Origin of the sequence: Cupriavidus neocaledonicus (assembly GCF_000372525.1) — a bacterium.
In the GTDB taxonomy this organism is placed as follows: Bacteria; Pseudomonadota; Gammaproteobacteria; order Burkholderiales; family Burkholderiaceae; genus Cupriavidus; species Cupriavidus neocaledonicus.
On sequence record NZ_AQUR01000105.1, the window covers coordinates 139,950 to 160,715 of the forward strand.

At 65.2% G+C, this 20,766-nt stretch carries 19 protein-coding genes; 13 read left to right on the forward strand and 6 right to left on the reverse strand.

Features of this window, described 5'->3' with window-relative positions; genetic code table 11:
• Positions 1–53 precede the first annotated feature (53 nt).
• From nadB to radC, 4 genes are all read right to left on the reverse strand, one after another.
• Positions 54–1,646 carry an L-aspartate oxidase gene (gene nadB / locus A3AG_RS0124780; RefSeq protein WP_018007990.1) on the reverse strand — a complete coding sequence of 531 codons (1,593 nt, stop codon included), beginning with the start codon at positions 1,644–1,646 and terminating at the stop codon, positions 54–56.
• A gap of 164 nt (positions 1,647–1,810) precedes the next feature.
• A complete protein-coding gene (gene rpmG, locus A3AG_RS0124785; RefSeq protein WP_010814980.1) occupies positions 1,811–1,981 on the reverse strand; it encodes a 50S ribosomal protein L33 in 171 nt (56 codons plus the stop codon).
• Between the two features lie 13 nt (positions 1,982–1,994).
• Entirely contained in the window at positions 1,995–2,228 is a 234-nt protein-coding gene (rpmB, locus tag A3AG_RS0124790) for a 50S ribosomal protein L28 (RefSeq protein ID WP_006575661.1), read from the reverse strand.
• Between the two features lie 190 nt (positions 2,229–2,418).
• Complete coding sequence (gene radC / locus A3AG_RS0124795; RefSeq protein ID WP_018007991.1) at positions 2,419–3,105, reverse strand: RadC family protein; 687 nt, start codon at positions 3,103–3,105, stop codon at positions 2,419–2,421.
• A gap of 1,167 nt (positions 3,106–4,272) precedes the next feature.
• Between radC and ltrA the strand changes: the two genes are divergently transcribed.
• The 8 genes from ltrA to A3AG_RS0124835 all read left to right on the forward strand — a co-directional run bounded on the left by ltrA (position 4,273) and on the right by A3AG_RS0124835 (position 13,203).
• The gene (gene ltrA, locus A3AG_RS0124800; RefSeq protein ID WP_026164453.1) at positions 4,273–5,976 is read left to right on the forward strand and encodes a group II intron reverse transcriptase/maturase; all 1,704 of its coding nucleotides are present in this window, start codon (positions 4,273–4,275) and stop codon (positions 5,974–5,976) included.
• A gap of 110 nt (positions 5,977–6,086) precedes the next feature.
• Entirely contained in the window at positions 6,087–6,575 is a 489-nt protein-coding gene (locus A3AG_RS0124805; protein WP_012353738.1) for an FKBP-type peptidyl-prolyl cis-trans isomerase, read from the forward strand.
• A 35-nt stretch (positions 6,576–6,610) separates the two neighbouring features.
• On the forward strand, positions 6,611–7,576 hold the full coding sequence (ispH, locus tag A3AG_RS0124810) for a 4-hydroxy-3-methylbut-2-enyl diphosphate reductase (protein ID WP_018007993.1): 966 nt from the start codon (positions 6,611–6,613) through the stop codon (positions 7,574–7,576).
• A gap of 556 nt (positions 7,577–8,132) precedes the next feature.
• The gene (locus tag A3AG_RS0124815) at positions 8,133–9,344 is read left to right on the forward strand and encodes a branched-chain amino acid ABC transporter substrate-binding protein (RefSeq protein ID WP_018007994.1); all 1,212 of its coding nucleotides are present in this window, start codon (positions 8,133–8,135) and stop codon (positions 9,342–9,344) included.
• Positions 9,345–9,557: 213 nt separating this feature from the next.
• Positions 9,558–10,493: a branched-chain amino acid ABC transporter permease gene (locus A3AG_RS0124820; protein ID WP_018007995.1), complete on the forward strand. Its 936-nt coding sequence runs from the start codon at positions 9,558–9,560 to the stop codon at positions 10,491–10,493.
• 13 nt (positions 10,494–10,506) lie between these two features.
• Positions 10,507–11,664, forward strand: coding sequence for an ABC transporter permease subunit (locus A3AG_RS0124825; protein ID WP_018007996.1), 1,158 nt, complete (start codon positions 10,507–10,509; stop codon positions 11,662–11,664).
• Positions 11,665–11,677: 13 nt separating this feature from the next.
• Positions 11,678–12,454, forward strand: a complete 777-nt coding sequence (locus tag A3AG_RS0124830; RefSeq protein ID WP_018007997.1) for an ABC transporter ATP-binding protein — start codon at positions 11,678–11,680, stop codon at positions 12,452–12,454.
• Between the two features lie 32 nt (positions 12,455–12,486).
• Positions 12,487–13,203, forward strand: coding sequence for an ABC transporter ATP-binding protein (locus A3AG_RS0124835; protein WP_018007998.1), 717 nt, complete (start codon positions 12,487–12,489; stop codon positions 13,201–13,203).
• Positions 13,204–13,420: 217 nt separating this feature from the next.
• On the opposite strand, the gene A3AG_RS0124840 is transcribed toward A3AG_RS0124835, so the two are convergent.
• Together A3AG_RS0124840 and A3AG_RS0124845 are read right to left on the reverse strand one after the other, a co-directional pair.
• Positions 13,421–14,608 carry an acetylornithine transaminase gene (locus A3AG_RS0124840; protein ID WP_018007999.1) on the reverse strand — a complete coding sequence of 396 codons (1,188 nt, stop codon included), beginning with the start codon at positions 14,606–14,608 and terminating at the stop codon, positions 13,421–13,423.
• Between the two features lie 280 nt (positions 14,609–14,888).
• Positions 14,889–15,947 carry a CDP-6-deoxy-delta-3,4-glucoseen reductase gene (locus A3AG_RS0124845; protein WP_026164454.1) on the reverse strand — a complete coding sequence of 353 codons (1,059 nt, stop codon included), beginning with the start codon at positions 15,945–15,947 and terminating at the stop codon, positions 14,889–14,891.
• A gap of 9 nt (positions 15,948–15,956) precedes the next feature.
• Here A3AG_RS0124845 and A3AG_RS0124850 point away from each other — a divergent pair, with 9 nt between their 5' ends.
• From A3AG_RS0124850 to hutC, 5 genes are all read left to right on the forward strand, one after another.
• Entirely contained in the window at positions 15,957–16,988 is a 1,032-nt protein-coding gene (locus A3AG_RS0124850) for an NAD-dependent epimerase/dehydratase family protein (protein WP_018008001.1), read from the forward strand.
• A gap of 309 nt (positions 16,989–17,297) precedes the next feature.
• Entirely contained in the window at positions 17,298–18,266 is a 969-nt protein-coding gene (locus A3AG_RS0124855) for an ABC transporter substrate-binding protein (protein ID WP_018008002.1), read from the forward strand.
• A gap of 28 nt (positions 18,267–18,294) precedes the next feature.
• A complete protein-coding gene (locus tag A3AG_RS0124860; protein WP_018008003.1) occupies positions 18,295–19,161 on the forward strand; it encodes an ABC transporter permease in 867 nt (288 codons plus the stop codon).
• Positions 19,158–19,937, forward strand: a complete 780-nt coding sequence (locus A3AG_RS0124865; RefSeq protein WP_012353726.1) for an ABC transporter ATP-binding protein — start codon at positions 19,158–19,160, stop codon at positions 19,935–19,937. The genes A3AG_RS0124860 and A3AG_RS0124865 overlap by 4 nt, the downstream gene beginning before the upstream one ends.
• Positions 19,938–19,943: 6 nt before the next feature.
• Positions 19,944–20,705 carry a histidine utilization repressor gene (gene hutC, locus A3AG_RS0124870; RefSeq protein ID WP_018008004.1) on the forward strand — a complete coding sequence of 254 codons (762 nt, stop codon included), beginning with the start codon at positions 19,944–19,946 and terminating at the stop codon, positions 20,703–20,705.
• Positions 20,706–20,766 lie beyond the last annotated feature (61 nt).

Below are 20,766 nucleotides of genomic sequence, written 5' to 3' on the forward strand. Positions count from 1 at the left end.
CAAGACGGGGTGGGGCCATCTGGCTCGCCCCGTTTTTTATTGCTGCGCGCCGCTCAGCGCTTGCGCACGGCAGGCGGTTGCATCACCGTAGGCAGCGCCTTAGGCAGCGAATCCGGATAGTCCCGGCTGAAATGCAGCCCGCGGCTTTCATGCCGCGAATAGGCGCTGTCCACGATCAGCGAAGCCACTTCGACCAGGTTGCGCAGTTCCAGCAGGTCGGTAGTGACGCGGAAATTGGCGTAATACTCGGCAATCTCCTCACGCAGCAGCACGATGCGGTGCTGCGCGCGTTCCAGGCGCTTGCTGGTGCGCACGATGCCGACGTAGTTCCACATCATGCGGCGCAGCTCGTCCCAGTTGTGCGACACCACGACTTCTTCGTCGGCATCGGAGACGCGGCTCTCGTCCCACGCCGGCAGCGTGATATTGGGCGCGCCGGCCTTGTCCTGCGCGGCGATGTCCGCGGCGGCGGCGCGGCCGATCACCATGCATTCGAGCAGCGAGTTCGAGGCCAGCCGGTTGGCGCCGTGCAGGCCGGTGCAGGCGGTCTCGCCCACGGCGTAGAGGCCGCCGATATCGGTGCGGCCCATGGTGTCCGTCACCACGCCGCCGCAGGTGTAGTGCGCGGCCGGCACCACCGGAATCGGCTCGCGCGTGATATCGATGCCCAGTTCCAGGCAGCGCGCATGGATGGTCGGGAAGTGTTCCTTCAGGAAGGCCTCGGGCTGGTGCGTGATATCGAGATAGACGCAGTCCAGCCCGCGCTTCTTCATTTCGAAGTCGATCGCGCGTGCCACCACGTCGCGCGGCGCCAGTTCGGCACGTTCATCGTGTTCGGGCATGAAGCGCGTGCCGTCCGGCAGCTTGAGCAGGCCGCCTTCGCCGCGCACCGCTTCGGAGATCAGGAAGGACTTGGCATAGGGGTGGTACAGGCAGGTCGGGTGGAACTGGATGAATTCCATGTTCGACACCCTGCAGCCCGCGCGCCAGGCCATGGCGATGCCGTCGCCGGTGGCGGTATCCGGGTTGGTGGTGTAGAGGTAGACCTTGCCCGCACCGCCGGCCGCCAGCACGGTGTGCGTGGCGGTGATGGTGTGCACCGCGCCGGTGCGGTCGTCCAGCACGTAAAGGCCATAGCAGCGGTTGCCGGGCAGCCCCATCTTGCGCGACGTGATCAGGTCGATCGCGAAGTGGTCTTCCAGGATGGTGATGTTCGGGTGCTGCGTGGCCTGCTGCAGCAGCGTGCTGACCACGGCGTGGCCGGTGGCGTCGGCGGCGTGGATGATGCGCCGGCGGCTATGGCCGCCTTCGCGCGTCAGATGGAAACCCAGCTCGGCCTGCGCGTCACGGGTGAAGGGCACGCCCCGGTCGATCAGCCACTGGATCGCCTCGCGCCCGTGCTCGACGATAAAGCGCGTGGCCTCTTCATCGCACAGCCCGGCACCGGCGACGAGCGTGTCCTGGGTGTGCTCGTCATGGCTGTCGCCCGAGTCCAGCACCGCGGCGATGCCGCCCTGCGCCCAGTCGCTGGCGCCCTGCGTCATGGCGCGCTTGCTGAGGATGGCCACCCGGTGGGTGTCGGCCAGTTGCAATGCGACCGTAAGGCCGGCCAGGCCGCTGCCGACGATGGCGACGTCGAAATTCATGGTGCAAGGAGAGCGCCGCCAGGGCGCTTGGCAGATTGGGGGAAACGGCAAAGTCTACACCCGGCGCGCTATCCCGTGCATCAGTACGCAGCGCCGATGCGCCATCGACGGGCAACAAAAAGCCCCGCGGCAGGGCGGGGCTTTCTGGCGGGATACCCGATCAATTACTTGATCTTGGTTTCCTTGTAAGCGACGTGCTTGCGGGCGACGGGATCGAACTTCATGATCTCCATCTTTTCCGGCATGGTGCGCTTGTTCTTGGTGGTGGTGTAGAAGTGACCGGTACCTGCGGTCGATTCCAGCTTGATCTTGTCGCGGCCGCCCTTGCTTGCCATGATGTACTCCTAATTAGACTTCGCCGCGTGCGCGCAGGTCGGCGAGCACGGAGTCGATGCCTTTCTTGTCGATCAGGCGCAGGCCGGCGTTCGAGACGCGCAGGCTCACCCAGCGGTTTTCGGATTCAACGAAGAAACGACGATTCTGCAGGTTGGGCAGAAAACGGCGCTTGGTCTTGTTGTTTGCGTGGGAAACGTTGTTGCCGACCATCGGCGCTTTCCCGGTCACTTGACAGACGCGTGCCATGAAGCACTCCTAAATCTTCTATTCGTGGACAATGTTCGCAACAGATCAACAAAAGGCGCGCGGGCCCGGACTGCAGCGGTTGAGACTTCAGCAAAACGGGCATTATAGACCGGATTCCCCCAGCGGATCAATGCTTTCTGTGGCCCGGCGGAGGCAGTGTTGCGGCCCCGCTCGTGTCGTGCCGTAGGCGTCACAGCCCGGGCAGGCGCTCGCAGGATTCCGCCAGCGAGCGGATTTCATGCCCCGCCACGATGAAATGGTCCAGCAGCCGCACGTCGATCAGGTCGAGCGTGCGCGCCAGTTCGCGTGTCAGGTGGATGTCGCTCTCGCTGGGCGTGGTGGTGCCGCGCGGATGGTTGTGGGCAACGATGATGCCGGCCGCGTTGTGCGCCAGCGCCTGGCGCGCCACCTCGCGCGGATAGACCGAGGTCCGCGTCAGCGTGCCGCGGAACAGCTCCTCGCTGGCCACCATGCGATTGCCGGGATCCAGGAACAGGCACATGAAGACCTCGTGCTGCAGCGGGGCCAGGGTCAGGCGCAGGTAGCTGCGCACCGATTCCGGCGAATTGAAGCCGGCCGGCAGCCGCAGTGATTCGGCCAGCGCGCGCCGCGCCAGTTCGGGGATGGCCTGCAGCTGGGCGAACTTGGCCGCGCCCATGCCGCGCACGCCGGCCAGCGCTTCGCCTTCGGCGGCGAACAGCGCGGTCAGCGAGCCGAAACGGTGCAACAGCTCGGGTGCCAGGTCCACGGCACTTTTTCCGGCGGCGCCCACGCGCAGCAGCACGGCCAGCAGTTCGGCATCAGACAGGGCGGCAGCGCCGCTTTCCAGCAGTTTCTCGCGGGGCCGCTCGCAGGCGGGCCATTTGGCAATGGTCATGGGCATCCAGGGTAGTCGCGTCGGGAACAGGGCCTGCGGCCCCGGGGCGGCGGGCTATGGGCCAGTCGAATACAATACGGGTTGTTCGTGCGACACGCACACTCGTGTCCGTCCGCGTCGCGTTAGACGCATCGACCCTGGGAGAGTACTCCCACATGCTAGTGAAACGAAGCCCACCATAGCTTACGCCGCTAGCGCCTGCTCACTTTTCAGAGTTATCTGAGAAGCGTTGCTTGCAGTACTGGCTTACCAGCCAGTGCCCGCCCAAAGGCGCGAACCACGCCCTCGGGCGTGGCGTTGTCCTCTCTCTAAGAGGGGACAATGGCTTTACATGCCGAAGTTTGGCATCAAGTTTGAACTGGCCACGTTGGCCACCAAACGCCAAGTGGGCGAATGTCATCTGCCCACAAGGCGGAGCATTTGCATTTCCGGTCCAGTCGGACCGGCAGGTAGGGTTCAGGCGGAGCGAAAGCTCTGCACGCTATGGTTCGGTCAGACACGTCCGCGAGGGTGCTTTGATAGAGAACCTGCTATGCGACTAGCAGTAGCCTAGGGAGACATGCGTCACTGGTAACGGTGGGGTATGAAGCTCTCCTGACAATGTAGCCCCCGTAAGGGTGCCAGAGGACCGTGAGGTCTTCTGGTAGAGACTCCGAGCAGCCATGGGGTCGAGGAGCTAGGCTGACTGGTATGGGTAACGGAAGTGAACTGCTGATAAACGTCGTGAGTATTGCGGTGCCAAAGCTGCTGACAGGCACTAACCAAAACGGTATTTGGTCGGTTGCTCCGCTGGACATTCGGAGCACGTCGTCACTAGACCATCGGCGAAGAGGCAGACCCTAACCCGGTCTTGTAGCGTGCAGGGAACGTGGTAAGCCCGTATGGCTGCCCGAGCGCAGTGCGGCTCAGGCAGGCGGACCGTAAGGAACGCTGTTGGCTGTGCGGGTATGGGAGGTTGGAGAAAGCGAACGCCGGGTTGTAATGATTCGGATAGGGGTTGAAACATCACCTCACGCGAAAGCGGGCAGACTTCCAACTGGTCTTTCGTCGCAGGACGACTGGCTAACCCGCTTGAAACTGAAATTTCTTCCCCTGAGGGGCAATATGCCCCTCAGGGGGCATGTTGTCTCTGCGTTTTGGGGGAAGACCTCAAGATAGGAGAGCAGCATGGAAGCATTTGTCCGTGAGGATAAATCTGCGCTCTCCGGCGCACCGCAACGCTGGGATGCCATCAATTGGCGCCAAGTGGAACGGAACGTCCGGGCAATGCAGATTCGAATTGCGAAGGCAACACAGGAAGGGGACTGGCGCAGGGTGAAAGCCTTGCAACGGTCTCTGACCCGCTCGTTTTCCGCCAAGGCATCGGCGGTAAAGCGAGTGACGGAGAACCAAGGTAAGCGAACGGCAGGCGTCGATCGCGAACTGTGGGACTCGCCTGAAGTCCGGTGGGAAGCCATCGGACGGTTGAAGCGCCGAGGGTACAGGCCATTGCCATTGCGGCGGGTCTTTATTCCTAAGGCCAACGGGAAGGAGCGCCCACTAGGCATTCCGACCATGTTGGATCGAGCCATGCAGGCCTTGCACCTGCTGGCGCTGGAGCCGGTGTCCGAAGGGACGAGCGATCCGAATTCTTATGGGTTCCGGATCAATCGTTCCACGGCGGATGCCATGTCACAGCTGTTCGTCAACCTGTCCAGAGGGCACTCAGCCCAATGGATACTGGAGGCGGATATCAAAGGTTGCTTTGACCATATCAGTCACGACTGGCTGGAGCGCAACGTCCCCATGGACCGAGCCATCCTCCGCAAGTGGCTGAAGGCTGGCGTGATATTTCAGGGCCAGTTTCAGGCGACCGAAGCCGGAACACCGCAGGGAGGAATCATCTCCCCGACTCTGGCAAACGTGGCGTTGAACGGGTTGGAACGACAACTGGTTGCTTCCTTCGAGAAGAAACTGGGAGTCGCCAAAACGCGGAAGCTGAAGGTGAATGTTGTGCGCTATGCGGACGACTTCGTGATCACGGGCACCACGCCTGAGATCCTACAAAACGAGGTGAAGCCGTGGGTGGAGCAGTTCCTGGCGGTACGAGGGCTGACGCTATCAACGGAGAAAACGCGGATCGTCAACATAGCCGACGGCTTTGACTTTCTGGGGTGGAACTTCCGGAAGTACTCCGGAACGCTGCTCATCAAGCCGAGCAGGAAGAACGTGCAGACGTTCTACCGCAAGGTGAAGGATGTCATCAGTGCTAACAAGACGGTGAAGCAGTCAGAGCTGATTCGACTGCTGAACCCGATGCTAAGAGGATGGGCGCAGTACCACCGCGCCGTAGTGGCGAAGGCGGTTTTCAACCGTCTGGGGCACGACATTTTTCGTGCCCTATGGCGGTGGGCCAAGCGGCGACATCCAGGCAAGAAGGCGGATTGGGTGCGGAAGAAGTACTTCGGCTCAGTCGGTCAGCGCAGCTGGGTGTTTGGCACCACAGTAGTGAAAGATGTCGATAGTGAGGTATGGGTTGAGTTGTACTCGCTCGCGAGCACGCCCATCCAAAGGCACAAGAAGGTCAGAGGGGATTACAACCCTTTTGATCCGGCGCAGGAGGTGTATGGTGAAACATTGCGACAGGAGCGGCTGCTTGACAGCATGGCGCACCGAAAGCAGTGGATCAAGCTGTACATGTCCCAGCGTGGCTTGTGTGCTCTGTGTCAGTGCAAGATGACCAAGGACACTGGGTGGCATGACCACCACATCGAGTACCGCGTACGCGGTGGCTCCGATGGTCTGAGGAACCGCGTGCTGCTGCATCCGAACTGTCACGTCCAAGTGCATAACCACGGGCTTTCTGTTGTAAAGCCGGTGCCATCGATCTGATGGTATTTTTGTGAAGGCTTGAGCCGTATGCGGGGAAACCCGCACGTACGGTTCTTAGGGGGGAGTGGGCCAGCGATGGCCTGCTCCTACCCTACCCTGGTTGATCACCCATGAATTTGCAAACTTTCGCGTCGGAAGCCGACGGCGGCACGGCTGGCCGCAAGACTGTCCAGGCCGACTCATTCCTGACCCTGCATTACAGCATCGCGCTCGAGAACGGCACCGAGGTCGTCAGCACGTTCGAAGAAAAGCCCGCGACGCTGCTGCTGGGCCAGGGCCAGTTCGCGCCGACGCTCGAGCAGGCGCTGCTGGGCATGCCCGAAGGCGAGCGCATGACCTATCGCCTGGCGCCGGAGCAGGCCTTCGGCCCGCGCAACGCCGAACTGCTGCAGTGGGTGTCGCTGGCCACGCTGCGCGAGAACAGTTCGTTCGAAGAGGACTACAGCCCGGGTGACCTGGTCGAGTTCAATGCGCCCGGCGGCGGCAAGTACGCCGGCGTGCTCAAGGAGATCGGCGAAACCGCCGCGTTGTTCGACTTCAACCATCCGCTGGCTGGGCAGACCATCCTGTTCGACGTGCAGCTGATCGGCATTCTCTGAACGTCGCCAAGCCGAACCTGTCCGGATACCGCAGCATGCCCGACCTGACCCCCGCACCCCACGCAGAAATCCTGATGGCCCAGCCGCGCGGCTTCTGCGCCGGCGTTGACCGCGCCATCGAGATCGTCGAGCGCGCGCTCGAGCGCTTTGGCGCCCCCATCTACGTCCGCCATGAAATCGTCCACAACGCCTATGTGGTGGCCGACCTGCGCCGCAAGGGCGCGGTGTTCGTGGGCGAGCTCGACGAGGTGCCCGCCGGCGCCACCGTCATCTTCAGCGCCCATGGCGTGTCGCGCGAAGTGCGCGAAGACGCGGCCCGGCGTGGCCTGCACGTCTTCGATGCGACCTGCCCGCTGGTGACCAAGGTGCATGTCGAAGTCAGCAAGCTGCGCGCGCAGGGCTGCGAGATCGTGATGATCGGCCATCGCGGCCATCCCGAGGTCGAAGGCACCATGGGCCAGGCCAACGGCGGCATGGTGCTGGTCGAGTCGGTCGCCGATGTCGGGACGCTGCAGGTCGCCGATCCGTCGCGGCTGGCCTATGTCACCCAGACCACGCTGTCGGTGGACGAGACCCGCGAGATCGTGGCCGCGCTCAAGGCGCGTTTCCCGGAGATCCGCGAGCCCAAGAAGCAGGACATCTGCTATGCCACGCAGAACCGCCAGGACGCGGTGAAGTTCATGGCGCCGCAGGTGGAGGTGGTGATCGTGGTCGGCAGTCCCAACAGTTCCAATTCCAACCGCCTGCGCGAGCTGGCCGAGCGCCTGGGCGTACCGGCCTATATGGTGGACGCGCCCGAGCAGGTGCGGCCCGAGTGGGTCGCCGGCAAGCGCCGCATCGGCCTGACCGCCGGGGCCTCGGCGCCCGAGGCGCTGGCCCAGTCCATCGTCGAGCGCCTGCGCCAACTCGGTGCGCGCCAGGTGCGTCCGCTCGAAGGTATCGAGGAAAACATGGCGTTCCCGCTGCCGCGCGGGCTGCTGCCCGCCAGCGCAGCCGCCTGAGCAGGCGCGGGCATGCCCGCATGAATGCCTGGCCTGATAAAAGGGCGCCGCGATTGCGGCGCCCTTTTTTTGTTTCTGGCCTGTGCCCGGTCCGGGAATAATGCCCGCTGCCGGTGCCGGGGTGCCCGCCATTCGTGCCTGGCGCGAATCAGGGTAATCCCCGAAGCTGGGGTTTTCCCTATTATGGTGCGGCGCTACATTCTGCACATTAGAGAGCAGCACCACTCTTATTAAATGAAACGCCTAATTAATATTGATGCATTATAGGTGGTGCCGGCGCTGCTTCCTTGCCGCCTGGGGCGCCGCAGGCACGGTTCTTGTAAGAAAGAGGGGCGGCCGCGTCATGTGAGCGGGAATTGCCGCAATCTGTGCATTGGGGAAATTCCCTAGCTCAAATGCGCGGTAAATCGTCAAGGATGTTGCGTCGCGTATTGCATCGACTAAGAAAGGGGATACAATGCGCGCGTTTCAAATTGAAACTAAACAACGGCGGTCCAGGGGAAACGTCCGGGAGGCGTTGCAAATCCCTGTTTTTGTGAATCCTAGGAGATCACTCATGCAAATCACGTTTGCCAAGATTCTGCCGATCGCGGCCGCAGTGGCGCTGGTCGCAGCTTGCGGCAAGAAGGAAGAAAAGCCGGCGGCGCCGGCCTCTTCGGCGCCGGCAGCCGCGGCTCCCGCAGCGCCTGCGGCCGGTGGTGGCGAGGTCGTCGTCAAGATCGGCCATGCGGCCCCGCTGACCGGCGGCATCGCGCACCTTGGCAAGGACAACGAAAACGGCGCCCGCCTGGCCGTGGAAGAAGTCAACAAGTCCGGCCTGGAAGTCGGTGGCAAGAAGGTCAAGCTGGAACTGGTCGGCGAAGACGATGCCGGCGACCCCAAGACCGGCACCGCCGTGGCGCAGAAGCTGGTCGACGCCAAGGTGGCGGCCGTGGTCGGCCACCTGAACTCGGGCGTGTCGATCCCGGCGTCGAAGATCTACAGCGATGCCGGCATCGTGCAGATCTCGCCGTCGTCGACCAACCCGGACTACACCAAGCAGGGCTTCAAGACCACCTACCGCGTGGTCGCCACCGATGCCCAGCAGGGCCCGGCGCTGGCCAACTACGCCGCCAAGACCCTGCATGCCAAGAGCGTGGCGATCGTCGACGATGCCACCGCCTACGGCAAGGGCCTGGCCGACGAGTTCGAGAAGACCGCCAAGGCGGCCGGCGTGAACGTGGTGGCGCGTGAAGCCACCAACGACAAGGCCACCGACTTCAAGGCCATCCTGACCAAGATCAAGGGCAAGAAGCCGGACGTGATCATGTACGGCGGCATGGACGCCACCGGCGGCCCGTTCGCCAAGCAGGCCCGTGAGCTGGGCATCCCCGCCAAGATCGTCGGCGGCGACGGTGTCTGTACCGACAAGGTGGCCGAGCTGGCCGGCGACGCCGTGACCAACATCATCTGCTCCGAGGCAGGCCTGGCCCTGTCGCGCATGGAGCAGGGCGCGGATTTTGACAAGCGCTATCAGGCCCGCTTCAACGCGCCGGTGCAGATCTACGCTCCGTTCACGTATGACGCCGTGATGGTTGTCGTCGATGCCATGAAGCGCGCCAACTCGACCGAACCGGCCGCCATCCTCGCCGAAATGCCCAAGACCAACTACAAGGGCGTGATCGGCAACATCGCCTTCGACGAGAAGGGCGACATGAAGGAAGGCACCATCACGCTGTACGAGTACAAGGACAAGAAGAAGTCCGTCCTCGACGTCGTGAAGATGTAATCTGGGCTTACCGGCCCATCCGAACGGCACCGTGAGTATTTTGCGGTGCCGTTCTTTTTAGCCTCGCCTAATGTAGAAGCATCCTTACCATGGATGGAGCAGGGCAGGCCGCTCACCAGCAAAGCAAACCACCGCAACGTTACCCATTACACACCACGGTCCCCCCGGCATCCACACCATGCCGACAGGTCAGGGACTGAAGCAGGAGTTTTCATGGATATCTTTATCCAGCAGATCGTGAACGGTCTGGTGCTCGGCAGCATTTATGCGCTGATCGCACTGGGCTACACCATGGTCTACGGCATTCTCGGCATCATCAACTTCGCCCACGGCGACGTGCTGATGATCGGCGCGCTGACCGCCCTGTCAGCCATCCTCGGATTGCAGAAGTTCGCCCCCGGCCTACCTGAATGGCTGACGCTGGTGATCGCCACGCTGGTCGCCATGCCGGTCTGCGCGATCCTGTCCTATTCGATCGAGCGGGTCGCCTACCGGCCCTTGCGCAATGCGCCACGGCTGGCCCCGCTGATCACCGCGATCGGGGTTTCCATCATCCTGCAGACGGCGGGCATGCTGATCTGGTCGCGCAACCCGCTGACCTTCCCGCAGCTGCTGCCGTCGGAACCCATCGACATCGGCGGCACCGGCGCCACCATCACCGGCAAGGAGATGGTCATCATCGGCATGGCCGTGATGGTGATGTCCGGCCTGCTGGCCCTGGTCAACCGCACCAAGCTCGGCCGCGCCATGCGCGCCACCGCCGAGAACCAGAAGGTGGCCGGCCTGATGGGCGTGAACCCCAATTTCGTCATCTCCGCCACCTTCATGATCGGCGCCACGCTGGCCGCGCTGGCCGGCGTGATGATGGCCACCAACTACGGCAACGCCCACTTCTACATGGGCTTCATTCCCGGCCTGAAGGCGTTTACCGCCGCGGTGCTGGGCGGCATCGGCAACCTCGCGGGCGCCATGGTCGGCGGCATGCTGCTGGGCCTGATCGAGGCGCTCGGCGCCGGCTATATCGGCGACCTGACCAATGGCGTGTTCGGCTCGAACTACCAGGACGTCTTTGCCTTCATCGTACTGATCACCGTGCTCGTCTTCCGTCCGTCCGGCATCATGGGCGAACGCGTGGCGGATCGCGCCTGAGGAGAGCGAATCCATGAATACCCCGATTCCATCCACGGCCGCCGTCGCGGCGCCGACCAAGGTGCCGGCCAAGACCCTGGCCGCACTAATTGGCTTCCTGGTGGTCGCGCTGTGCGCCCCGTTCATCGTCCAGACCCTGGGCGGCAACTACTGGGTCCGCGTGCTGGACTTTGCGCTGCTGTACATCATGCTGGCGCTGGGCCTGAACATCGTGGTGGGCTTTGCCGGCCTGCTCGACCTGGGCTATATCGCGTTCTACGCGGTGGGCGCCTACCTGATGGCGCTGCTCGGCTCGCCGCACCTGGCGAACCAGTTCGAGTGGATCCAGCAGCTGTTCCCGACCGGCATCCACCTGTCGATGTGGTTCGTGCTGCCGCTGGCGATCCTGGTGGCCGCCACCTTCGGCGTGCTGCTGGGCGCGCCGACACTCAAGCTGCGCGGCGACTACCTGGCCATCGTTACGCTGGGCTTCGGCGAGATCATCCGTATCTTCATGAACAACCTGGACCGCCCGGTGAACATCACCAACGGTCCCAAGGGCATCACCGCGGTCGACCCCGTGCATATCTTCGGCTTCGATTTCTCGAAGTCGCACGAGATCTTCGGGCTCAAGTTCTCGCCGGTGTTCATGTACTACTACCTGCTGGTGTTCCTGGTCATCGTGATCGTGTTCGTGTGCCTGCGCCTGCAGACCTCGCGCATCGGCCGCGCCTGGGTTGCCATCCGCGAAGACGAGATCGCCGCCAAGGCGATGGGCATCAACACCCGCAACATCAAGCTGCTGGCGTTTGCCATGGGCGCGTCGTTCGGCGGCGCCTCGGGCGCGGTGTTCGGCGCGTTCCAGGGCTTCGTCTCGCCGGAATCGTTCACGCTGTGGGAATCGATCTACGTGCTGGCGATCGTGGTGCTGGGCGGCATGGGCCATATCCCGGGCGTGATCCTGGGCGGCGTGCTGCTGGTGGGCTTCCAGGAACTGCTGCGCGTGGTCGCCGAGCCGATCCAGACCGGCGTGTTCGGCCACGTGATCGTCGATGCCGAGGTGCTGCGCCAGCTGCTGTTCGGCCTGGCGCTGGTCGGCGTGATGCTGTACCGCCCGGCCGGCATCTGGCCGTCGCCGCGCAAGGAAGACCGCCCGGTGGTGCGCCGCGCGGGCAACATCGGCCGTCTGTAAACCGGAGGAAGACATGAGCAACAACGATTTCCTCCTGTCGGTGCAGGGGGTCAACAAGCGTTTCGGCGGCCTGCAGGCCCTGTCCGAGGTCGGCCTGCAGATCAAGCCGGCCGAGATCTATGGGCTGATCGGCCCCAACGGCGCCGGCAAGACCACGTTCTTCAACGTGATCACCGGCCTCTACACGCCGGATTCGGGCGAGTTCGTGCTGGGCGGCCAGCCCTACCAGCCGACCGCCGTGCACGAGGTGGCCAAGGCCGGCATCGCGCGCACGTTCCAGAACATCCGCCTGTTCGGCGACATGACCGCGCTCGAGAACGTGATGGTCGGCCGCCACGTGCGCTCCAAGGCCGGCGTGTTCGGCGCGATCTTCCGCCCGCCGTCGGTGCGGCGCGAGGAAGAGGGCATCGAAGACATGGCGCATGAACTGCTCGACTACGTCGGCATCGGCAAGTACGCCAACTTCACCGCGCGCAACCTGTCGTACGGCCACCAGCGCCGGCTCGAGATCGCGCGCGCGCTGGCGACCGAGCCCAAGCTGCTGGCGCTGGACGAACCGGCCGCCGGCATGAACGCGACCGAGAAGGTCGAGCTGCGCGGCCTGCTCGACAAGATCAAGAACGACGGCAAGACCATCCTGCTGATCGAGCACGACGTGAAGCTGGTGATGGGGCTGTGCAACCGCCTGACGGTGCTGGACTACGGCAAGGTGATTGCCCAGGGCCTGCCGCACGAGGTGCAGAACAACCCCGCGGTGATCGAGGCCTACCTCGGCACCTCGGCGCACTGATGGCGGGAGCGGACGTAATGAATCAGCCTGCAATGAAACAGACAGTACTGAAGATCTCCGGCCTGAAGGTTGCCTACGGCGGCATCCAGGCCGTCAAGGGCATCGACCTCGAAATCCGCGACGGCGAGCTGGTCACGCTGATCGGCGCCAACGGCGCCGGCAAGACCACCACCATGAAGGCCATCACCGGCCTGCAGGGCTGGGCCGGCGGCGACGTGGAATACATGGGCAAGTCGATCAAGGGCGTGCCCAGCTACGCGCTGCTCAAGCAAGGGCTGGCGATGGTGCCGGAAGGCCGCGGCGTGTTCGCGCGCATGACCATCACCGAGAACCTGCAGATGGGCGCCTACACGCGCAACGACGAGTCCGGCATCAAGGCCGACGTCGAGCGCATGTTCGGCATCTTCCCGCGCCTGAAGGAGCGCGCCAACCAGCTGGCGGGCACCATGTCCGGCGGCGAGCAGCAGATGCTGGCGATGGCGCGCGCGCTGATGAGCCAGCCCAAGGTGCTGCTGCTGGACGAGCCCTCGATGGGCCTGTCGCCGATCATGGTGGAGAAGATCTTCGAGGTCGTGCGCGACATCTCGGCGCAGGGCGTGACCGTGCTGCTGGTCGAGCAGAACGCGCGCCTGGCGCTGCAGGCCGCGCACCGCGGCTACGTGATGGAGTCCGGCCTGATCACCATGAGCGGGGAAGCCAGCCAGATGCTGGACGACCCCAAGGTGCGGGCCGCCTACCTGGGCGAGTAAGCGGCGCGCCGCCGCTCCGGCTCCGGCACCCCGCTGCCGCAAGAGGGGTGAGGGAGAGGGCGGGCGCTCGCAGGCGCAAGGCCTTTCCCCTTGCCGCGCGGGTTCTGCGGCGCTGGCCCTCTCCCTCACTCCTCTGCGGCGCGGATCCCGGATCCGGCCGCAAAGCAAAAAGCCTCGCGCAATGCGAGGCTTTTTGCTGTCTGCGGTACCCGCAGGATCAGGCCAGCTTCTTCAGCAGCGTGCGCAGCATGCCGATCATCTGGTCGATTTCTTCGCGCGTGACGTTCAGCGCCGGCATGAAGCGCAGCAGGTTGGCGCGCGGCGCGTTCAGCAGCAGGCCTTGCGGCGCCATGTCGCGCGCTTCTTCCACCAGCTGCGGGCCGATGTCCTTGCCCAGCAGCAGCGCGCGCAGCAGGCCTTCGCCGCGTTCGCCGCCGAGGCCGAATTCGGCCGACAGCGCCAGCAGCTGCTCCTTCAGGTACTCACCCTTGGCCTTGACGTCGTCAAGGAAGCCGGGCGCGGTGAGCTGCTCGATCACGGCGCTGCCGACCGCGGTCATCAGCGGGTTGCCGTTATAGGTGCCACCCTGGTCGCCGGCCTCGAAGCTGGCGACCTCGGCCTTGCACAGCAGCGCCGACAGCGGCACGCCGCCGCCGATGCCCTTGCCCAGCGTCATGATGTCCGGCTCGACGCCCGCCAGCTCGTAGGCGAACAGCGTGCCGCAGCGGCCGCAGCCGGCCTGCACTTCGTCGGCGATCAGCAGCAGCTTGTGCTTGTCGGCCAGCGCGCGCAGGCCCTGCATGAACTCGCGCGTGGCGGGGATCACGCCGCCTTCGCCCTGTACCGGCTCGAGCATGATGCCGACGGTCTTGTCGGTAATCAGCTGCTCGACCGAGGCCAGGTCGTTGAGCTCGGCGCGCGGGAAGCCCGGCACCTGCGGCGCGAAGATGGTGTCCCAGCCGGCCTTGCCCGACGCGCTCATGGTGGCGAGCGTGCGGCCATGGAAGCTGTGGTCCATGGTGATGATCTCGAAGGCGCCGTCCTTGTGCTTGCGGCCCCATTTGCGCGCCAGCTTGATCGCGCCTTCGTTGGCCTCGGCGCCGCTGTTGGCGAAGAAGACCTTGTCGAAGCAGCTGTGGTCGGTCAGCTGCTTGGCCAGCTTCAGCATCGGCTCGTTGTAGAACGCCGGGCTCGGGTTGATCAGCTTGTGCGACTGGGCCACCAGCGCGTCGATCATGCCCTGGTTGGAATGGCCCAGGCAGTTCACCGCCCAGCCCTGCACGAAGTCCAGGTAGCGCTTGCCGTTGTGATCCGTCAGCCAGGAGCCCTTGCCTTCGGTGAACACGAGCTCGGGGCGGTTGGTGATGTACATCAGGGATTGGACGGGATACTCAGCAAATGCCATGGCGGACTCCAGGGGTCGGCGTGTAACGTTGGACGGACGGGCGCGCAAGACGCAACCAAAACAAAAAGCCACGGGGGTTGCCCGTGGCTCGTTGACATGAACAGACGCAGTCGACGGTCAGCCGCGCGGCACCCCAGCGGGGAGCGACGTACGGAAGCTGCGGCGTCGGTTGAAGGTCGTGTGCATGCGGGCAAATATAAGGCGCACGGGCCCGGGTGTCAAAACGAATTTTGGCGGGCCCGGGCATTGTTGCGCTGGCGGAACGGCGCGCGGACGGCGCTCAGGCCGCCGGCGGGGCCGCGTGCAGGTCGGCCTCGGAGGTGAACGAGTCGGCGAAGAACGCGTCTTCGTGCATCCTGCACTGGCGCGTGAAGTCGCCGCGCGCGGCGTTGATCATCACCGGCGCGCCGCAGGCGTAAACCTCGTGGCCCGACAGGTCGGGGAAGTCGGCGATCACGGCCTGGTGGACAAAGCCGGTGCGGCCCTGCCAGTTGTCTTCCGGTAGCGCGTCGGAGACCACCGGCACGTACTGGAAATTGGGCAGGTCGCGCGCCCACTGCTCGGCCAGCGCGTGCATGTACAGGTCCTTGGGCCGGCGGCCGCCCCAGTACAGCGTCATCGGGCGCCGGATGCCGGTGTAGGCGGCATGCTCGACGATGGCCTTGATCGGGGCGAAGCCGGTGCCGGAAGCCAGCAGGATGATCGGCGCTTCCGATTCCTCGCGCAGGAAGAAGCTGCCCAGCGGGCCTTCGAAGCGCAGGATGTCGCGCTCCTTCATGGCCGGCTGGCCTTCCTTCGCGCCGAACACGTAGTCGGTGAAGGCGCCGCCCGGCATATGGCGGATATGCAGTTCGATCGGGCCGTCCTCGTGCGGCGGCGTGGCGATCGAATAGCTGCGGCGCTTGCCGTCGCGCAGCAGGAATTCGACGTACTGGCCGGCCAGGTACTGCATGCGCTCGGTCGCCGGCAGCTGCAGCTTGATCGCGATCACGTCGTCGGCCAGGCGCTCCAGCGAAGTGACGCGGCACGGCACCTTCTTGATCGGGATGTCGCCGGCGCCGTGGACTTCGCGGCATTCGATGGTGATGTCCGAGCTGGCATTGGCGCAGCAGAACAGCGCGCGGCCCTCGGTCTTTTCCTGGGCGGTCAGCGCCGACGGGGCATGGTCGCCCTGTACGATGCTGCCTTCGAGCACGCGGCCCTTGCACGAACCGCAGGCGCCGTTCTTGCAGCCGTACGGCAGCCCGATGCTGTGGCGCAGGGCCGCGCCGAGGATGGTTTCGTCCGCGGCCACCTCAAACTTGTGGCCGCTGGGCATGACGGTTACTTGATAAGCCATAATCGGTCTATGAGCCAAATTCTGTCGAAGCTGCAGCCCGCGCGGGTCCCGCAACCACCGCAACCCTCGCGGCTGCCGGCGCCATCGCGCCGGCTGGGCCGCCCGCGCCTGCTGATCGTCGGCTGCGGGGATGTGGGGACGCGCTGCCTGCGAATCCTGTCGTCGCGCATGCGTGTCTTCGCCGTGACCTCGCAGCCGGCACGCCGCGCCGAACTGCGTGCCGCCGGCGCGGTGCCGCTGGTGGCGGACCTGGACCGGCCGGCCACGCTGGCCCGGCTGCGCGGGCTGGCCACGCGAGTGCTGGACCTGGCGCCGCCGCCCGGGCAGGGCGAAGGCGATCCGCGCACGCGTGCGCTGCTCGCCGCATTGCGCCGGACTGCATGGCGCCGGACTGCGGGGCGCCGTGCCAGGGCGGCTGCCGGCATGCTGCCCGGCGAGCCCGCCATTCTACCCGACCGTACCCGGCCCCGCGCTGCGTTTGTCTACGCCAGCACCACCGGCGTCTACGGTGACCGCCAGGGCGCGCGCGTGGCCGAATTCCATGCGGTGCGGCCGCAGACCGCGCGCGCGCGCCGCCGCGTCGCCGCCGAGCAGGCGGTGCGCGCCTTTGGCCGCGACGCGGGCTGGCGCGCCAGCGTGGTGCGCATCCCCGGCATCTACGCCGAGGATCGCCTGCCGCTGGCGCGGCTCAGGCGCGGCACGCCGGCGCTGGTGCCGCAGGACGACGTCTACACCAGCCACATCCATGCCGACGACCTCGCCCGCATCATGGTGGCGGCTCTGTTCCGCGGCCTGCCGCAGCGCGTGGTCCACGCCAGCGACGATACCGAGCTGCGCATGGCGGATTACTTCGACCTCGTCGCCGAGCGCCGCGGGCTGCCGCGCCCGCCGCGCATCACGCGCGGCGAGGCGCTCCAGGTGATCGACAAGACCCTGCTGAGCTTCATGAGCGAATCGCGCCGGCTCGACAACCGGCGGCTCAAGCGCGAACTGCGCCTGCGGCTGCGCTATCCCACCGTCGCCGACTTCTTCGGCGCCTGATACCTCCACCCCAGGTCCTCGTGCCGCTGGCACGGGGATTGCTGCCCCCACGGCGTCGTCTCGATCCTGTCTATACAGCAACACTTTCCACGCGCCTGACTGGTGCCCGCAATCGCGGCCGGGTTCAGGACGGTGCATCGCCGCACGGCGGGTTCCTCGATGGAATGCGCTTTTTAAGGCGATTATCCGCCTGGTTGCTTGGTGGAAGCCCTACGTTGACTTGTATATACAGGCATTGTTTAATGCCCGAAAACGAGCACGGCCACACGCATGGCCTGCCGTCGACGGACACACCAAAGGAGCGTACTGATGAGGAATCCAAGCAGGTTTCGCGGTAGGGTGGCAGGGCAGGTGGCGGTGCTGGCTGCGGCCCTGGCAGCCAACGCGGCGCACGCGCAGAACACGCCGGTGACACTGGGCATGAGCGGCTGGACCGGCTTCGCGCCGCTGACGCTGGCCGACAAGGCAGGCATCTTCAAGAAGAACGGCGTCGACGTCGAGATCAAGATGATCCCGCAGAAGGACCGCCACCTGGCGCTGGCCTCCGGCGCGATCCAGTGCGCGGCCACCACCGTGGAAACCCATGTCGCCTGGAATGCCAATGGCGTGCCCATCACCCAGATCGTGCAGCTCGACAAGTCCTACGGCGCCGACGGCCTGGCCGTGCGCGCCGACGTGAAGAGCTTTGCCGACCTGAAGGGCAAGACCATCGGCGTCGATGCGCCGGGCACCGCGCCGTATTTCGGCCTGGCCTGGATGCTGAAGAAGAACGGCATGTCGCTCAAGGACGTCAAGACCACCACGCTGTCGCCGCAGGCGGCGGCGCAGGCCTTCGTCGCGGGCCAGAACGATGGCGCGATGACATACGAGCCGTACCTGTCGACGGTGCGCCAGAACCCGGACAAGGGCAAGATCCTGGCCACCACGCTCGACTATCCGATGGTGACCGACACGCTCGGCTGCGCGCCCAAGTGGCTCAAGGACAATCCCAAGGCCGCGCAGGCGCTGGTCGACAGCTATTTCGAGGCGCTCGAGATGATCCGCAAGGAGCCGGCCAAGGCCAACGACATCATGGGCGCGGCGGTCAAGCAGACCGGCGAGCAGTTCGCCAAGTCGTCGGCCTACCTGCGCTGGCAGGACCGCGAGGCCAACAAGAAATTCTTCGAGGGCGAGCTCGCCAGCTTCAGCAAGGAAGCCGCCGCGGTGCTGCTGGACATCGGCGTGATCCGCCAGGTGCCGGACGTGACCAAGCTGTACGACGCGCGTTTCCTCAAGTAACCCGGCAGTTTTCAGGAGGCGTGACGTCATGACGCAAGCCCGTATAGGTTCACCCGCCCCGGCCTCCGCCGTGGCGGCCCCCGCGGGGGCAGCGCCGCAGCGCCGGCGCCATCCGTGGCTGGCACCGCTGGTGCCGGTGGCGCCCAACACCCGCTGGATGCTGGGCCTGTCCTTCTTCGTGCTGTTCTTCGGCGTGTGGGCCGTGGTGACGCTGGGCGGCTTCGTGCCGCGCACGTTCCTGGCCGATCCGATGACGATGGCCAGGGAGGGCATGACCCTGTTCACCGAGTACAACTTCATCGGCGACATCGGCATGACCGTGTGGCGCGTGGTCGGCGGCTTCGTGCTGGCGGCGGTGATCGCGGTGCCGCTGGGCATCTTCATGGGCGCATACAAGGCGGCCGAGGCCTTCTTCGAGCCCTTTGTCTCGTTCTGCCGCTACCTGCCCGCGTCCGCCTTCATCCCGCTGCTGATCCTGTGGGCCGGCATCGGCGAGACCCAGAAGCTGCTGGTGATCTTCATCGGCTCGTTCTTCCAGATCGTGCTGATGGTGGCGGTGGCGGTCGGCGGCGCGCGCAAGGACCTGGTCGAGGCCGCGTACACGCTGGGCGCCAACAGCGCCGGCATCGTGCGCCGCGTGCTGATCCCGGGCGCGGCGCCGGAAATCGCCGAGATCCTGCGGCTGGTGCTGGGCTGGGCCTGGACCTACGTGATCGTGGCGGAACTGATCGGCTCGTCGTCGGGCATCGGCCACATGATCACCGACAGCCAGGCGCTGCTCAATACCGGGCAGATCATCTTCGGCATCATCGTGATCGGCTGCATCGGCCTGGTCTCGGACCTTGTCTTCAAGCGCGCCAACCAGCGCCTGTTCCCGTGGAGTTCGATCCAATGAGCGCACTGTCCATCCAGCAGGTCTCACGGACCTTCTCCAACCCGCGCGGCGGCCAGACGCTGGCGCTGCAGCCGGTCGATTTCGAAGTCCGCGACAACGACTTCGTCACCATCCTGGGCCCGTCGGGCTGCGGCAAGTCCACGCTGCTGCGCATCGTCGCGGGGCTGGATACCCCGACCAGCGGGCGCGTGCTGCTGGACGGCCAGCCGGTGTTCGCGCCCGGCGCGGACCGCGGCATGGTGTTCCAGTCGTACACGCTGTTCCCGTGGCTGACGATCGAGCAGAACGTGCGCTTCGGCCTGCGCGAGCGCGGCATGAGCGCGGCCGAGCAGAAGGAGCGCAGCGACTTCTTTATCCAGCGCGTGGGGCTGCGCGGCTTCGAGCATCACTTCCCCAAGCAGCTGTCGGGCGGCATGCAGCAGCGCACCGCGATCGCGCGCGCGCTGGCCAACGATCCCAAGATCCTGCTGCTCGACGAACCGTTCGGCGCGCTCGACAACCAGACCCGGGTGCTGATGCAGGAGCTGCTGCTGGGCATCTGGGAGGCGTCGCGCAAGACGGTATTATTCGTGACCCACGATATCGACGAGGCCATCTTCATGGCCAACCGGGTGGCGGTGTTTTCCGCCAGGCCGGGTCGGATCAAGAGCGAGATCGCGGTCGATTTTCCGCACCCGCGCCATTACACGATCAAGACCACGCCGGAGTTCTCCGCGCTCAAGGCGCGGCTGACCGAGGAAATCCGCGCCGAGGCCATGGCCGCGGCCGAGCATTAAGATCTTATGAACCACGCCGCCGGCACCCCGACTTCCGCTTCTGCCTCTCCCACCGCGCTCTACCAGCAGGTGAAGGAGTACATCGCCCGCCAGATCCAGAGCGGCGCGTGGCAGCCGGGCGACCGGGTGCCGTCGGAACAGGAACTGGTGAACCGCTTCGGGGTCTCGCGCATGACCGTCAACCGGGCGCTGCGCGAGCTGCAGGAGCAGGGCCGGGTGGTGCGCGTGGCCGGCGTGGGCACCTTCGTCGCCGAGCACAAGCCGCAGTCGACGCTGCTGTCGGTGGTCAACCTGCAGGACGAGATCCGCATGCGCGGGCATGACTATGCCTGCGACGTGATCCTGGTGGAGCGGGTCTCGGCCTCGATCGAGGTGGCGGCGGCGCTGGAGCTTCGCACCGGCGAGTCGGTGTTCCATTCCGTCTGCGTGCACCGCGAGGACGGCGTGCCGGTGCAACTGGAAGACCGCTATGTCAATCCACGCGTGGCGCCCGACTTCATCACCCAGGATTTCAGCGCGACCCAGCCCGGCGAATACCTGCTGCGCCACGTGCCCTACGACCAGGTCGAGCATGTGGTCGACGCCATTGCCGCCACGCCGGAACAGGCCGCGCAGCTGGAAATGCCGCCCACGCAGGCCTGCCTGATGTTGACGCGCCGCACCTGGACCAACGGCGTGCCGGTGACCTTTGTACGCTGCCTGCACCCGGGCAACCGCTATCGCCTCGGCAGCCGCTTCCGCGCCGACGGCAATCCTGCTTTCGGCTGATTCCACAAGAATCCGCCTGCGCCTCCAAATTTTTACCTAAGCTGTATAGACAGGAACATAC

Bases quoted from the DNA above. Each gene is read 5' to 3' on its own strand.
- nadB (WP_018007990.1), bottom strand. From the start codon at position 1,646: ATGAATTTCGACGTCGCCATCGTCGGCAGCGGCCTGGCCGGCCTTACG.
- rpmG (WP_010814980.1), bottom strand. From the start codon at position 1,981: ATGGCAAGCAAGGGCGGCCGCGACAAGATCAAGCTGGAATCGACCGCA.
- rpmB (WP_006575661.1), bottom strand. From the start codon at position 2,228: ATGGCACGCGTCTGTCAAGTGACCGGGAAAGCGCCGATGGTCGGCAAC.
- radC (WP_018007991.1), bottom strand. From the start codon at position 3,105: ATGACCATTGCCAAATGGCCCGCCTGCGAGCGGCCCCGCGAGAAACTG.
- ltrA (WP_026164453.1), top strand. From the start codon at position 4,273: ATGGAAGCATTTGTCCGTGAGGATAAATCTGCGCTCTCCGGCGCACCG.
- A3AG_RS0124805 (WP_012353738.1), top strand. From the start codon at position 6,087: ATGAATTTGCAAACTTTCGCGTCGGAAGCCGACGGCGGCACGGCTGGC.
- ispH (WP_018007993.1), top strand. From the start codon at position 6,611: ATGCCCGACCTGACCCCCGCACCCCACGCAGAAATCCTGATGGCCCAG.
- A3AG_RS0124815 (WP_018007994.1), top strand. From the start codon at position 8,133: ATGCAAATCACGTTTGCCAAGATTCTGCCGATCGCGGCCGCAGTGGCG.
- A3AG_RS0124820 (WP_018007995.1), top strand. From the start codon at position 9,558: ATGGATATCTTTATCCAGCAGATCGTGAACGGTCTGGTGCTCGGCAGC.
- A3AG_RS0124825 (WP_018007996.1), top strand. From the start codon at position 10,507: ATGAATACCCCGATTCCATCCACGGCCGCCGTCGCGGCGCCGACCAAG.
- A3AG_RS0124830 (WP_018007997.1), top strand. From the start codon at position 11,678: ATGAGCAACAACGATTTCCTCCTGTCGGTGCAGGGGGTCAACAAGCGT.
- A3AG_RS0124835 (WP_018007998.1), top strand. From the start codon at position 12,487: ATGAAACAGACAGTACTGAAGATCTCCGGCCTGAAGGTTGCCTACGGC.
- A3AG_RS0124840 (WP_018007999.1), bottom strand. From the start codon at position 14,608: ATGGCATTTGCTGAGTATCCCGTCCAATCCCTGATGTACATCACCAAC.
- A3AG_RS0124845 (WP_026164454.1), bottom strand. From the start codon at position 15,947: ATGGCTTATCAAGTAACCGTCATGCCCAGCGGCCACAAGTTTGAGGTG.
- A3AG_RS0124850 (WP_018008001.1), top strand. From the start codon at position 15,957: ATGAGCCAAATTCTGTCGAAGCTGCAGCCCGCGCGGGTCCCGCAACCA.
- A3AG_RS0124855 (WP_018008002.1), top strand. From the start codon at position 17,298: ATGAGGAATCCAAGCAGGTTTCGCGGTAGGGTGGCAGGGCAGGTGGCG.
- A3AG_RS0124860 (WP_018008003.1), top strand. From the start codon at position 18,295: ATGACGCAAGCCCGTATAGGTTCACCCGCCCCGGCCTCCGCCGTGGCG.
- A3AG_RS0124865 (WP_012353726.1), top strand. From the start codon at position 19,158: ATGAGCGCACTGTCCATCCAGCAGGTCTCACGGACCTTCTCCAACCCG.
- hutC (WP_018008004.1), top strand. From the start codon at position 19,944: ATGAACCACGCCGCCGGCACCCCGACTTCCGCTTCTGCCTCTCCCACC.